The organism is Bradyrhizobium sp. 4 (assembly GCF_023100905.1).
Taxonomy (GTDB): Bacteria; Pseudomonadota; Alphaproteobacteria; order Rhizobiales; family Xanthobacteraceae; genus Bradyrhizobium.
Window position 1 is genome coordinate 7464081 of sequence record NZ_CP064686.1, and the last position, 13988, is coordinate 7478068.

The following is a 13988-nucleotide window of genomic DNA, read 5'->3' on the forward strand; positions in this document are numbered from 1 at the left end:
TAGGCCGGGACGACTGCAGAGTGTGTGGTCAGCGCGAGCGCCTCACCCGTACACAAACTCCCCGCCATCCAGATCCGTCTTCGGGATCTCGTCCTTTTCGGTCCAGTAATCCTGGCTGTGCTGCCATTCCGGCTTGTCGCCGCGCTTGGGCAGCAGGTCCATGTTGCGCATCATGTAGCCGGGGTTGAAGTTCTCCGGATCAATCCAGGGCAGGATCGGCATGTTGTGGTCTTCGGCGCGCAAGCTCACCTCGACCTTCTTCTTGCCTTTGGCCTTCATGTGACCGAGCAGACGGCAGACGAAGTCGGCAACGAGGTCGACGCGCAGCGTCCAGCTGGCGCGGAAATAGCCGAACACCCAGACCATGTTCGGCACGCCCGTGAACATCATGCCGCGATAGGTGACGGTGTCGCCGAAGGCGAGCGGCTTGCCGTCGACCTCGAAGGCGATGTCGCCGAGCGCCGCGAGATTGAAGCCGGTTGCGGTGACGATGATGTCGGCTTCGAGCAGCTTGCCGGATTTGAGCTGGATACCGTTCTCGACGAAACATTCGATCTCGTCGGTGACGACGGACGCCTTGCCGCTGGCGATCCCCTTGAACAGGTCGGCATCGGGCACGAAGGCGATGCGCTGCCGCCATGGCCGGTAGCTCGGCGTGAAATGGGTGTCGACATCGTACTCCGGACCGAGCACCGCGCTGATCTGGCCGATCAGCTCCTTCTTCACCTGCTCGGGCTTGGAGATGCAGAGTTTCGTGAAGGCATCCTGCTCGAACAGGATCTTTCGCCGGACAATCTCGTGGATCCAGGCCTCGTCGACCTGCAGCCGGCGCAGCTCCTCCGCGATCTCGATGGCGTTGCGGCCGAGACGGAAATAGGTCGGCGAACGCTGTAGCATCGTGACATGCGCGCATTTGTCGGCAATGTTCGGCACCAGCGTCGCCGCCGTCGCGCCGGAGCCGATCACGACGACCTTCTTGTTCGCGAGGTCGATATCATCAGGCCAGGTCTGCGGATGAACGATGCGGCCCTTGAAGCGATCGGTGCCTTTCCATTCCGGCGTATAGCCTTCCGAATGGCGGTAATAGCCCTGGCACATCCAGAGGAAGTTCGCCGTGAAAGTTTTTGGCCTGCCGGTGTCGGTCGTCACCGCCTCGATGGTCCAGAGGTTCTGCTCGCTCGACCAGCTCGCCGAATTGATCCTGTGCTTGTAGCGGATATGCCGCGCGATATCGTTTTCGTCGATCACCTCGTTCATGTAGGCGAGGATTTCGTCGGCGGTGGCGATCGGCGGCCCGACCCAGGGCTTGAAGCTATAACCGAAGGTGTGGAGATCGCTGTCGGAGCGGATGCCGGGATAGCGATGTGTGGTCCACGTGCCGCCGAACGTCGCCTGCGTTTCCAGGATGACGAAGCTCGCACCGGGAAGCTGCTTGGTCATGTGATAGGCGCTGCCGATGCCCGAGATACCGGCGCCGACGATCAGCACGTCGAAATGTTCAGAAGCCTGTTTGGCCGTGGCGTGACTGCGAACAGCGACATTCATTGTTGCTTCTATGCCTTGCTTGTTTTTGTGGCCGCCCTTGATTGGGCGGCGCGTTTCCTCTGCGACGGACGTGGTCGCCCAGCGCGCTTCCGCTTCAAGATGACATAGATCAGGACGCGGTCAAATCACAGCGTCGCACCCCAGCTCCGCGCAGTCTGCAATATCCAGTCGCGATAGAGCGTGAGCGGCGTGACGCCTGTCAGCCCGCCGCAGCCGGCGGCTCCGTTCGGCCCCGTGGACCAGCTGATCACGCCGACGAGCACGGCTCCGGCCGGCTTGTCCTCGAACACGGGACCGCCGGAATCACCGGTGCAGGCGCCAATTCCGTCGCGAACACCGTTGGTTACGGGGTCGACCAGCCGGATCTGGAGCGTGCCGGGCTGCCCCGTCGCAACGAGGCCGGCAACACGCGTCGCGCCGCCACTCTTGCCGTCGCCACGCACGGTGACGCCGATACCGGCGATGACGAAGCGGCTGCCGACCTGGATCGGAATATTCGGCGCACCGACCGGTACCGTCGATTTTCCCTTCAATGGAATTTCCAGCTGCAGCAGCGCCAAGTCGGCGGTAGCGCGATGCCCTTGCATCGCCTGCATGTTGAAACTCGGATGGATCGCGACGGTGCGGACATTCAGCAGTTGCGGCTGCCCGTCGGTGCCGCGATCGACGATCTTGTAGTCCGCGCCGGGCTGCACGCAGTGGGCAACGGTGAGCACCAGCTTTGGCGCAACCAGGGTGCCGGTGCAGAAATTGCCGCGCGAGCCGACGATGGTGACGACGGCGCGCGCGACACCATCGGCCTGCGGCGTGCCGCCGCCAACGATGGCATAAGCGGGCGTGGCGAGCAGCAGCGCCGCTGTAATGATCGTTGCAAGCTTTTTCATGGGAACACGCTTCGGCATCGGTGACGGCGTCGGGATGGCTTCGGACTGGCCCTTGCCGATAGCGCATGCTAGCGCTCTTGGAAAGGAATTGACGAGGGCGGGATCTTGACGATCGAGGCTGTGATCTTTGATTTTGGCGGCGTGCTGACGAGTTCGCCGTTTGAGGCGTTCACGCGGTTCGAGACAGAGCGTGGCCTGCCCATCGACATCATCCGGCGCACCAACGCCGCCAATCATCTGGAAAATGCCTGGGCCAAGTTCGAGCGCGCCGAGGTCGATATCGACACGTTCGATCATTTGTTCGCAACGGAGTCGCTGGCGCTCGGTGCGGAGGTGCGCGGCCGCGATGTGCTCCCGCTGCTTCAGGGCGATCTGCGCCCCGAGATGGTGGAAGCGCTGAAGCGCATCAAGGCGCAATTCAAGACCGGCTGCATTACCAACAATCTGCCGGCCAATGCGATCGGCAGCATAACCGGCCGCTCACTCTATGTCGCCGAGGTGATGGTGCTGTTCGACCATGTCATCGAGTCCGCCAAGATCGGCCTGCGCAAGCCCGACCCGCGCATCTACCAGATGATGGCCGAGACGCTGAAGGTCGATCCGAAGAATTGCATCTATCTCGACGATCTCGGCGTCAATCTGAAGCCCGCGCGCGAGATGGGCATGACGATGGTCAAGGTGACCAGCGGCGCCCAGGCGATCGCCGAGCTCGAGGCCGCGACGGGATTGAAGCTGAGCTAGAGCGTCATTCTCCGTCATTGCGAGCTGTCGCCGAACCAGACCTACTCCGCCGCGGCTGCGATCCGCTCCGGAAACGCCGCGGCAAGTGACGCGCGATCGGCTTTCAACACGCCGCGCTCGGTGATGAGGCCGGTGACGAGCCGCGCCGGGGTGACGTCGAAGGCATAATTCGCGACCGGCGAGCCCTCCGGCACGATGCGTACCGTCTCAAGCCTTCCGTCTGCGGTGCGGCCGGTCATGTCGGTGACTTCCGTGCCGCTGCGCTGCTCGATCGGGATGTCGCGGACGCCGTCATCAACGGCAAAATCGATCGTCGGCGACGGCAGCGCGACATAGAACGGCACGTTGTTGTCGTGAGCGGCGAGCGCCTTCAAATATGTGCCGATCTTGTTGCAGACGTCGCCATTGGCGGCAACGCGATCGGTGCCGACGATGGCGAGATCGACCATGCCGTGCTGCATCAGATGCCCGCCGGTGTTGTCCGGAATCACGGTATGCGCCACGCCGTGATGGCCGAGCTCCCAGGCCGTGAGCGAGGCGCCCTGGTTGCGCGGGCGCGTCTCATCGACCCAGACATGGACCTTGATGCCGCGCTCATGCGCGAGATAGATCGGCGCCGTCGCCGTGCCCCAGTCGACCGTCGCAAGCCAGCCGGCATTGCAATGGGTCAGCACATTGACCGTCTCGCCCGGCTTCTTCCTTGCGACGATCGCCTCGATGAGTTTCAGGCCGTTGCCGGCGATGCCGCGGTTGATCTCGACGTCCTGCTCGACGATCTCGTCGGCGCGCGCATAGGCAGCTTCGGCCCGCTCCAGCGGATCGATCGGCGCGAGGCTCGCGCGCATCTCGTCCAGGGCCCATTTCAGATTGATCGCCGTCGGCCGCGCCACCACGAGCGTGTCGTAGGCACGCTTCAGGCCGGCGTCGGAGGCGTCCTCGCGCATCGCCAGCGCCATGCCGTAGGCTGCGGTCGCGCCGATCAGCGGCGCACCGCGCACCAGCATGTCGCGGATGGCGAGGGCCGCGTCCTCGCATGAGGTCAGCTTCGCAACGATGAACTCGTGCGGCAGCCGGCGCTGGTCGATCGCTCCGACCGACCAGCCGTCGCGCTCGCGCCAGATGCTACGGAAATGCTTGCCGTCGACCTTCATGGCATTCTGCCTTTCGTATCACGTCCGCAAAATGCGCCCGGCCACCGCATCGAGCTTCTTCAGGAGCTCGGGATCGCGCGCCTCGGGCGCAGTGATCAGCGCGGTATCGAGCGCGCGGTCCGAGCCGATCGGGCACGGCTCATGCTCGCGCGGGAAGTCTTTCGCCAGCCGCGCCACCAGCGCTTTTGCCTTGTCGGCGTTCGAGCTCAGAACGCGGATGATGTCCTGCACGGTGACGGCGTCGTGATCGGGATGCCAGCAATCGAAATCCGTCACCATCGCGACGGTGGCGTAGCAAAGCTCGGCCTCACGCGCGAGTTTCGCCTCGGGCATGTTGGTCATGCCGATCACGGAATAACCAAGCGTCTTGTAGGTCGTGCTTTCCGCATAGGTCGAGAATTGCGGTCCCTCCATGCAGACATAGGTGCCGCCGCGCGCAAACGCGATGCCCTCGGCTTCGGCCGCCGTGGCAAGATGGATGCGCAGCCGCGGCGAGACCGGGTGCGCCATCGACACATGCGCGACGCATCCCCTCCCGAAGAACGAGCTCTCGCGCTTGTGGGTACGATCGACGAATTGGTCGACGAGAACGAAGGTTCCCGGCGGCAGTTCCTCCCTGAACGAGCCGCAGGCCGACAGCGAGATCAGGTCGGTGACGCCGGCGCGCTTGAGGACGTCGATATTGGCGCGATAGTTGATGTCGGAAGGCGACAGCCGGTGGCCCTTGTCGTGGCGCGGCAGGAACACGATCGGCAGGCCGGCAATGGAGCCGCGCCGCAGCGGTGCCGACGGCTCACCCCAGGGGCTTTTGATCACCTCTTCGCGAGCGTCCTCCAGCCCCGGCAGGTCGTAAATGCCGGAGCCGCCGATGATGCCCAATACCGCCTGCGTCATACCTGCTCCACCCCGTTCGCGCCTTCGCAATCCCGTGGGGAAGCTATGCCAGTTTTACGTCGGTTTTGGAACGGGTGATGGGGTCAGGAAGTGCCGTCAGGAGGATGCGCGCCAGCGCGCCTGATTATGCCGCGGCCGCCGACTGCAGCTGGGTCGCGACCATACGCTCCAGCGTCTCGATCGACTGGAAGTTCTCCGGTGTGATCTCGGACTGGGGAATCGTGAAGTCGAACTCGGCTTCGACGCCGAGCATCAGATTGACCATGTCCATCGAGGTCAGGCCGACGTCGACGAGCTTGGCCTGCGGCGTGACCTCGGCGGAGAGCGAGTTCTGGGCGAGGATGCCCTTCACCAGCTTGATGATGCGATTGCGCAACTCGGTATCGAAAGCCTGCATCGGTAAATTCCCATCTGTCGACAAAGGTCGGACTGGTTGCCGGCTACGATGGGCACGGCGGGCCGATCCCGCAATGGACACCACCATTACTTCGCGTTTCTTAGTAAACGATGACTCAGATTGTCTGGATTTCCGGCTTCTTACAGATCCCTAACGCGATCGCGGGAATCCGGACGATGCAAACAACCCGAACTTAACTGTTCGTTCGGAATTGGGCTTTGTTTACCCTCTATTTCATCGACGAATTTGAATTAAATCCGTAGCCTCATCTCATAAGCAAAGATGGTCGAAGGATCGCTCAAGCGGCATCGCGAATGATGCCGGCGATCCTGAACGGCAAACCGGAGGCGGACGAGTATGAACGTGCGTGAAGCAGTCCTCACTGTCGACGAGACGCAGACGAGCTTTCTCGAGCATGGTCCCTCCCTCGTCGAACGCGCCGCCCGGACCGCCACCGTGGCGGCAGCCGACGCCGACGGGGTCGATCGCGATGCCCGCTTCCCTCACAAGGCTTTCGAGGTTGCGCGTGAGCAGAAGCTGCTCGGCGTCATGATCCCGGCCGAGTTCGGCGGCTTCGGTGCCTCGATCCACGACGTCACCGATGTCTGCTACACGCTCGGACGCGCCTGCGCCTCCACGGCGATGATCTACGCCATGCACACGACAAAGGTCGCCTGCGTCGTCAGGCACGGCCACGGCATCCCCTGGATGGAAACCATGATGCGCCGGGTCGCGCGCGACCAGTGGCTGCTCGCCTCCTCCACCACCGAAGGCCAGAACGGCGGAAACATCCGCGCTAGCGCCGCCGCCGTCGACGTCGTCGGCGACACCGTCTCGCTGCTGCGCGACGCCACCGTGATCTCCTACGGCGCCGAGGCCGACGGCCTCGTGACTATTGCCCGCCGCGCCACCGACGCTTCTGCGTCCGATCAGGTTCTTCTGGCGCTCGCCAGGGACGATTATTCGCTGAAGCGGACGCTGGGCTGGGAAACGCTCGGCATGCGCGGCACCTGCTCGACCGGTTTCGAGCTGAAGGTCGACTGCCCGACCGACCGCGTCTTCCCGGAATCCTACGACAAGATCCACGCCCAGACCATGACGCCGTTCGCGCATCTGTGCTGGTCCTCGGCCTGGGCTGGTATCGCTGCAGCTGCCGTCACCCGTGCGCAGGCCTTCGTTCGCAAGGCGGCCCGCACCTCAGGCGGCCAGATGCCGCCGGCGGCCGCGCATTTCACCGCCGCCAAGATGTCGCTGGCCAAGCTGCGGGCGCTGATATCAGCCAATATCGACGCCTTTGCTCGCGCCGAGCACGACGAACGCGCGCTCGGCTCGCTCGACTTCCAGTCTTCGATCACGCTTCTGAAGGTGCAGGCCTCGGAGCTCGCGGTCGAGACCGTGATGCATGCGATGCGCACCGCAGGCCTTTCCGGCTACCGCAACGACGGTGAGTTCACCATGGGCCGCCACCTGCGCGACGTGCTGTCGTCGCCGATCATGATCAACAACGACCGCATTCTGGCCAATGCCGCAACATCGACCCTGATGAGCGGCGTGCCATTGAGCCTTCACGACTGACGTCCTTTTCCTAACTGACGCGCCTTGGCGACCAAACCAACAAGAACAATTTTGAGATAGCAGGACATCGAATCATGAACATTGCCGTCCTCCCCAATTCGCCCGAGACCGCCCCGCAAATCGCGGATCCGCTCGATCATCTCGCCGACAAGCTCTTTCATCCGATGGGCTCGGACGGCGTCTACGCCCGCACCGCGCTTTATGAGGGCATCGTCGAGCGGCTCGCCGCACTCATTACGAGCCATCGCGAGGCGGGCACCGAAGTGATGCGCTTCCCGCCGGTGATGAGCCGTTCACAGCTCGAGAAGTCCGGCTACCTCAAGAGCTTTCCGAACCTGCTCGGTTGCGTCTGCGGCCTGCACGGCACCGAGCGCGAGATCAACGCCGCGGTCAGCCGCTTCGATGCCGGCGGTGACTGGACCAGCTCGCTCTCGCCGGCAGACCTCGTGCTGTCGCCGGCGGCCTGCTATCCCGTCTATCCGATCGCGGCGAGCCGCGGCCAGTTGCCGAAGGGCGGCCTGCGCTTCGACGTCGCCGCCGACTGCTTCCGCCGCGAGCCGTCAAAACATCTCGACCGGCTGCAATCGTTCCGGATGCGGGAATATGTCTGCATCGGCAACCCCGACGACGTAGCCGATTTCCGCGAGCGCTGGATGGTGCGCGCGCAGGCGATTGCGACCGATCTCGGTCTCACCTTCCGCGTCGATTATGCCAGCGATCCGTTCTTCGGCCGCGTCGGTCAGATGAAGGCGGTGAGCCAAAAGCAGCAGCAGCTCAAGTTCGAACTGCTGATCCCGCTGCGCTCGGAAGAGCAGCCGACGGCCTGCATGAGCTTCAATTATCACCGCGAGCATTTCGGCACGACCTGGGACATCAAGGACGCCAATGGCGAGCCGGCCCACACCGGCTGCGTCGCCTTCGGCATGGACCGCCTGGCTGTCGCCATGTTCCACACCCACGGCACCGATCCTTCCGCCTGGCCCGCCAAGGTGCGGGAGATCATGGGCCTGCAGCCGCAGATCGCGGCCGATGCCCACGGCGAAGGCTGGCGCTAACGGAACGAGGCCGGCCATTTCCACGGGAAAGACGAGCGTGATCCATACCAAGGTCCGATGCCGCGAGATCACCGAGTCCGACGTCGATGCGGTCGCGGACTTGCTGACGCGCGGCTTCGTCGGCCGCTCGCGCGGCTACTGGATCCAGGGCCTGCGCCGGCAGGCCTTCCGACCGGTACCGGAAGGCTATCCGCGCTTCGGCTATATGCTCGACAACGACGGCACGCCGGTCGGCGTGCTGCTGCTGATCTACACGGCGCGGAGGGACGGCGATGAGACCGCCATCCAGTGCAATTTGTCGAGCTGGTATGTCGACCCGGCCTACCGCAACTACGCCCCGCTCCTGACCAAGATCGCGCAGCGCCACAAGGACGTCACCTATCTCAACATCAGCCCGGCGCCGTGGACCTGGCCGATCATCGAGACGCAGGGCTTTCGCGCCTATTGCCGTGGCATCTTCTTCTCGGTGCCAGCGCTCGCGCGCGTCCCACGCTGGAGCAAGATCGAGGTCATCTCGCAGCACGCCAAGACGATCGACGGGCTTTCCGATGCCGAGACCGATCTCTTGACGCGGCATGCGCGCTACAATTGCCTCAGCCTGGTCTGCCGCACGCCGAAGGGAACGTTCCCCTTCATCCTGCAACCGGTGCGCATCCGCCGTGGCATCATCGCGCCGCCCGCGATGAAGCTGATCTACTGCCGCAACGCGGCCGAATACACCGAATGCGCAGGCCGCATCGGCCGGCTGCTGCTGCGGCTCGGCAAGATCGCGGTCGCCGTCGATTCCAACGGCCCGGTTCCCGGCCTCGTCGGCATCTACACCGAGCGTCGCGGCCGCAAATATTTCAAGGGCCCACACCGGCCGCAGCTCGCCGATCTCACGGATACGGAACTCGTGCTGTACGGGCCGTAGGCCCGTTTGGGCCGGACATTCGATGTCATCCGGGCCTAACGCGCAATTGCGCAGGTCGACCGGCGCGACGGTACCTTGCTCCCCTTCACATTGGCGGCATCCCTGCATCGCCGGTCACCCTCCGTAAACTACGGCGCTTAAGGGAATTTTCCCGCCTCTTCGCTAGCCTCGGCGACTGAATTACATCGCGTTAAGTTCTATTGCCCGCCGAGACCCCGCCGCCCCATGACGTCGATCCGCGACAACGAGCTTGATGCACGCCGCGAGCAGGGCCCGAAGGCCCTGGTCGGGCTGAGCCAGCTTGCGCTCGACCACATGGAGCAAGGCGTCTGCGTCTACGATGCCGGCAACCGGATCGTGCTGGTCAATCAGCGCTACCTCAGCCTGTTCAACATGTCGGCCGAAATCGTGCGGGTCGGCACGAGCTACCGTGACGTGCTCGCCCACAGCGTGGCCCTCGGCAACATCCCTGCGGGGGAAGTCGACGCACTCTATGCCGCCCGCATGGCGCGGATCGCAGCCGGCCAGCCGTTCCGGACTCAGCAGACGCTCGCGAGCGGCCTGGTCATGGCGCTCGAGCTAAAACCGCTTCCCGGCGGCGGCTGGATGACGATCTGCGACGACGTCAGCCGCCTCGCCCGGGTCGAAGCGGAACTGCGCGTGCAGACCGAGCGCAGCCAGCACGCGCTCGCCAACATGTCGCACGGGTTGATCATGTACGATGCCGACAGTCGCGTCGTCGTCTGCAACGATCGCTTCCTGAGCCTCTACAATCTCGACCCGGACATCGTGAAGCCGGGCGTCTCGCACGACACGGTCATCGAGCATTGGATGTCGCGCGGCAACCTGCCGGGGATGTCGGCCGACGAATTCCACGACACCAGGCTGGAGGACGTGCGCACCAGGAAAGCGAAAAACCTGCTGGTGATGCGCTATGACGGCCGGATGGTGCAGGTGGCTTCCCGTTTTCTGCCCGACGGCGGCTGGGTGACGGTGCACGAAGACGTCACCGAGCGGCTGCAATACGAGGAGATGCTGAGGCAGCAGAACTTCATGCTCGATGCGGCGCTGGAGAACATGGCGCACGGGCTCGCCTTCTACGACAGCGAGATGCGCCTGCGCGTCTGCAACACCACCTACCGGAAGATCTATCGGCTCTCGCCGGAGGAAGCCACGCCGGGCACGCATCTCGGCGAACTGATCGAACGCTCGATGGCAAACGGCGCGTTCTCTTCCGAGTATAGCCCGCAACAACTCCTGGAAGCCGCCAGCGCAAGGATCGCCGACCGCAACTCCTCGCCGATACGCCGGCGGATGTCGAACGATACCACGATCTCGGTGCGCTATTGCGCTCTGGCCGAGGGTGGTTTTGTGGCCACCTACGAGGACATCACCGAGCGCGAGCACGCAGTCGAGGAGCTGAGCGAGCAGTATCGGCGCTTCGACGCGGCCCTGAACAACATGAGCCAGGGCCTATGTATGCTCGATTCGAGCTTGCGCGTCATCGTCTGCAATCGGCGCTACATCGAGATGTACGGATTGTCACCCGAATTGGTGAAGCCGGGTGTGTCGATGCGCGAGATCATGGAGCACAGCTGCGAGCTCGGCATCCATCCAAACACCACCGCCGCGCGGCTCTATGCCGACTATGTCGAGAGGCTGCGCGAGGGCGAGCACACACTGCACCGCTATTTGGGCGACGGCCGCATCATCAAGCTCAATCACAAGCGAATGGAGCATGGCGGCTGGGTCGTCACCTATGAGGATGTCACCGAACGCCACAAGGCCCAGGCCCGCGTGGCGCACATGGCGCGGCACGATTCACTCACCGACCTGCCCAATCGCACTCTGTTCCGCGAGAAGATGGGCGAGGGACTGAACCAGGTCGCGATCGCCGGCGGCGCGATGGCCGTGCTGTGCTTCGACCTCGACAATTTCAAGACCGTCAACGATCGCCTCGGCCACGCGGCCGGCGACCGGCTGTTGCGCTGGGTCGCGGCGCAGCTGAAGGAGAATGTCGGCGAGCACGACACCGTCGCGCGGCTCGGTGGCGACGAGTTCGCAGTTCTCCAGCGCGGGCCGCAGCCGCAATCGGCGGAAAGGCTCGCGCGCCGCCTGGTCGAGATCATCGGTCACCCGCCGCCGCTGGAGCACCAGTCGATGCATGTTGGCGTCTCCGTCGGCATCGCAATCGCGCCCGATCATGGGCTCGACGCCGACGAGCTGATGAAATGCGCCGACCTCGCGCTGTACCAGGCCAAGGCCAAGGGGCGCGGCGCCTATCAGCTGTTCGAGCCCGAAATGGAGAAAGAGGCTCGCAGCCGGCACGCGCTCGAGCACGATCTGCGCGGCGCGCTGGAGGCCCGTGAATTCCACCTGGCATTCCAGCCGCAGGTGCGGCTCGACACCACCGAACTTACCGGCTTCGAGGCGCTGCTGCGCTGGAAACATCCCTCGCGCGGCCTCGTCTCACCGGCGGAATTCATTCCGATTGCGGAAGAGAACGGCCTGATCGTTCCGATCGGCGAGTGGGTGCTGCGCACGGCCTGCGCGACCGCCGCGACATGGCCCGATCTCACCGTCGCCGTGAACCTGTCGCCGGTGCAATTCCGCTCGCGCGGGCTGGTGACGATGGTGACGAGCGCGCTTGCGGAGGCCGGCCTGCCACCGCATCGGCTCGAGCTCGAACTCACCGAGACGGCGCTGCTCGACGACAGTGAATCGACGATCGAGATCCTGCACCAACTCCGCGCGTTGGGGGTGCGCGTCAGCCTCGACGATTTCGGCGTCGGCTATTCTTCGCTGAGCTATTTGCGCAGATTTCCGTTCGATCGTATCAAGATCGACCGCTCCTTCGTCGGCACGATCAGTGAAAGCCCGGAGAGTGTGGCGATCGTCCGCACCATCGCCAGCCTCGGCTCGGTGCTCGGCGTCGAGACCACGGCGGAGGGTGTGGAGACGATTGAACAACTCGACTTCGTCCGCGAATGCGGCTGCACCGCCGTGCAGGGATATTATTTCGGCAAGCCCTCCCCGGCCGCGGAGGTCGGACGCGTGATCGAGACGCTGAGCGCAGTACGCCGCGTGGCGTAAGGGCCCCACCGAAGCCAAATTCCGTATCTCGGCACGCCTTCAAACGACCAATTGTCGCACGTGCGCTTTTCGGCGGGATCACCGTATCGCGCCCGCGCAATGCGCTTTTCTTCTCCCATGAATTCGGGGACAATCCCGTCATAACAATGAGAAACGGCGGCCCGAACCAGGCCACCGCGAGGGAGGAGTTTCGATGTCGCGATACGGGCTGAAGACAACCGCCTTTGCCGCCATGCATGCCGTTGTGAGCGCGCTGCTCGCAACCGCCGCCGGTGCGCAGGATTATCCCACCAAACCGGTGACGCTGATCGTGCCATGGCCCGCCGGCGGATCGACCGACATCTCGATGCGCGCGATCGCCGACAGTGCGTCTAAGGTCCTGGGGCAGCCGATCGTGATCGACAACAAGGCCGGCGGCGGCGGCACTGTTGGACCTGCCACCATGGCCGCGGCTGCGAAGCCGGACGGCTACACCATCTCACAGCTTCCGATCACCGTCTTCCGCCTGCCCCTAATGCAGGAGGTGTCCTGGGATCCGGCGAAGGACTTCACCTATATCGTTCACCTCACCGGCTACACCTTCGGCGTAACGACCAGCGCCGAGTCGCAGTTCAAGTCCTGGAAAGACGTGGTCGAGTTCGCGAAGGCAAATCCGGGCAAGGTGACCTACGCGACGCCGGGCACAGGCACCTCGCTTCACATCGGCATGGAGCAAATCGCCGCGATGTCCAGCATCAAGCTCACGCAGGTGCCGTTCAAGGGCGGGGCAGAGACCAACGCCGCGGTACTCGGCCAACACACCATGCTGCAGGCCGACTCCACCGGTTGGCGGCCCTTGGTTGACGCCGGCAAGCTGAAGCTTCTCATGGTGTGGACCGGCGCGCGATCGCCGAATTATCCTGACGCGCCTACGCTGAAGGAGCTCGGCTACCCCATGGTCTATGATTCCCCGTTCGGCATCGCAGGCCCCAAAGGCATGGATCCCAAGATCGTCGCCAAGCTGCACGACGCCTTCAAGAAGGCGGTCGAGGACCCCGCGGTGATCGCCACGCTCGCCAAATACGACATGGTGCCGAGCTACAAGAATACCGAGGACTACAAAAAGTTCGTCGTCGAGGTCACGGAGTCAGAGCGCAAGGTGATCGACACGCTCGGGCTTGCGAAGAAGTAGGATTGAGCCACTTTCGTGTCCCGGATCTGCAGCACACCGCGTCGCGCTGCGTAGCGTCCGGGGCACGACCGAGAGGGTATCGATGAACGACCAAACCACCGTCAAACTCCGTTTCAACAACTCCGAACTCTGGGGCGGCTTGATCGGGCTCGCGCTGGGCGGCTTCGTGATCTGGCAGGGCGTTAGGCTCAAGCTCGGCACCATCAACGATCCCGGCTCCGGCTACGTACTGTTCTACACGGGCATCCTGATGTGCGTGTTCGCGGCCAGCATTATCATCTCGGCCATCACCGAGGGCGGGCCGACGCTGGCTTCGCGCTGGGACAATGTGAGCTGGAGCAAGCCGCTTCTCGTCATCGCCTGCCTCACTGCGTTCTCCTTTGCCCTCGAGCCGCTGGGATTCCTGCTGTCATCGATTCCGCTCATGTTGCTTTTGCTGCGCTTGATCGATCCCGTCCGTTGGACGCTGGCGATCCCGATCGCCGCGCTGGTGCCGCTCGGAATGTGGTGGGTACTCAAGCGGCTGCTGCTGATCCAACTACCCTCGGGCCTGTTCGGGATCGGTTGAT

12 protein-coding genes are annotated in these 13988 nt (G+C 63.9%); 7 read left to right on the forward strand and 5 right to left on the reverse strand.

Features of this window, described 5'->3' with window-relative positions; all coding sequences use genetic code 11:
• Positions 1 to 42 precede the first annotated feature (42 nt).
• Positions 43 to 1545 carry an NAD(P)/FAD-dependent oxidoreductase gene (locus IVB45_RS35745; RefSeq protein ID WP_247357531.1) on the reverse strand — a complete coding sequence of 501 codons (1503 nt, stop codon included), beginning with the start codon at positions 1543 to 1545 and terminating at the stop codon, positions 43 to 45.
• Between the two features lie 125 nt (positions 1546 to 1670).
• The gene (locus IVB45_RS35750; RefSeq protein ID WP_027566003.1) at positions 1671 to 2429 is read right to left on the reverse strand and encodes a trypsin-like serine protease; all 759 of its coding nucleotides are present in this window, start codon (positions 2427 to 2429) and stop codon (positions 1671 to 1673) included.
• A gap of 105 nt (positions 2430 to 2534) precedes the next feature.
• Between IVB45_RS35750 and IVB45_RS35755 the strand changes: the two genes are divergently transcribed.
• On the forward strand, positions 2535 to 3170 hold the full coding sequence (locus IVB45_RS35755) for an HAD-IA family hydrolase (RefSeq protein WP_247357530.1): 636 nt from the start codon (positions 2535 to 2537) through the stop codon (positions 3168 to 3170).
• 41 nt (positions 3171 to 3211) lie between these two features.
• Here the strand turns inward: IVB45_RS35755 and mtnA are convergent, their stop codons facing one another.
• From mtnA to IVB45_RS35770, 3 genes are all read right to left on the reverse strand, one after another.
• Positions 3212 to 4321: an S-methyl-5-thioribose-1-phosphate isomerase gene (gene mtnA, locus IVB45_RS35760; protein WP_247357529.1), complete on the reverse strand. Its 1110-nt coding sequence runs from the start codon at positions 4319 to 4321 to the stop codon at positions 3212 to 3214.
• An 18-nt stretch (positions 4322 to 4339) separates the two neighbouring features.
• Positions 4340 to 5215 (reverse strand): S-methyl-5'-thioadenosine phosphorylase, encoded by an 876-nt coding sequence (locus IVB45_RS35765; RefSeq protein ID WP_247357528.1) that lies wholly within the window; start codon positions 5213 to 5215, stop codon positions 4340 to 4342.
• A gap of 124 nt (positions 5216 to 5339) precedes the next feature.
• Complete coding sequence (locus tag IVB45_RS35770) at positions 5340 to 5612, reverse strand: phosphopantetheine-binding protein (protein WP_247357527.1); 273 nt, start codon at positions 5610 to 5612, stop codon at positions 5340 to 5342.
• A 357-nt stretch (positions 5613 to 5969) separates the two neighbouring features.
• Here IVB45_RS35770 and IVB45_RS35775 point away from each other — a divergent pair, with 357 nt between their 5' ends.
• From IVB45_RS35775 to IVB45_RS35800, 6 genes are all read left to right on the forward strand, one after another.
• Positions 5970 to 7187 carry an acyl-CoA dehydrogenase family protein gene (locus IVB45_RS35775; RefSeq protein ID WP_247357526.1) on the forward strand — a complete coding sequence of 406 codons (1218 nt, stop codon included), beginning with the start codon at positions 5970 to 5972 and terminating at the stop codon, positions 7185 to 7187.
• A 74-nt stretch (positions 7188 to 7261) separates the two neighbouring features.
• The gene (locus IVB45_RS35780) at positions 7262 to 8242 is read left to right on the forward strand and encodes an amino acid--[acyl-carrier-protein] ligase (RefSeq protein ID WP_247357525.1); all 981 of its coding nucleotides are present in this window, start codon (positions 7262 to 7264) and stop codon (positions 8240 to 8242) included.
• A gap of 37 nt (positions 8243 to 8279) precedes the next feature.
• A complete protein-coding gene (locus IVB45_RS35785; RefSeq protein ID WP_247357524.1) occupies positions 8280 to 9155 on the forward strand; it encodes an acyl-CoA acyltransferase in 876 nt (291 codons plus the stop codon).
• Positions 9156 to 9380: 225 nt separating this feature from the next.
• Positions 9381 to 12248: a PAS-domain containing protein gene (locus IVB45_RS35790; RefSeq protein WP_247357523.1), complete on the forward strand. Its 2868-nt coding sequence runs from the start codon at positions 9381 to 9383 to the stop codon at positions 12246 to 12248.
• Between the two features lie 193 nt (positions 12249 to 12441).
• The gene (locus tag IVB45_RS35795; protein ID WP_247357522.1) at positions 12442 to 13419 is read left to right on the forward strand and encodes a tripartite tricarboxylate transporter substrate binding protein; all 978 of its coding nucleotides are present in this window, start codon (positions 12442 to 12444) and stop codon (positions 13417 to 13419) included.
• An 82-nt stretch (positions 13420 to 13501) separates the two neighbouring features.
• Complete coding sequence (locus tag IVB45_RS35800) at positions 13502 to 13987, forward strand: tripartite tricarboxylate transporter TctB family protein (protein ID WP_027566013.1); 486 nt, start codon at positions 13502 to 13504, stop codon at positions 13985 to 13987.
• The last annotated feature ends 1 nt before the right edge of the window (position 13988 follow it).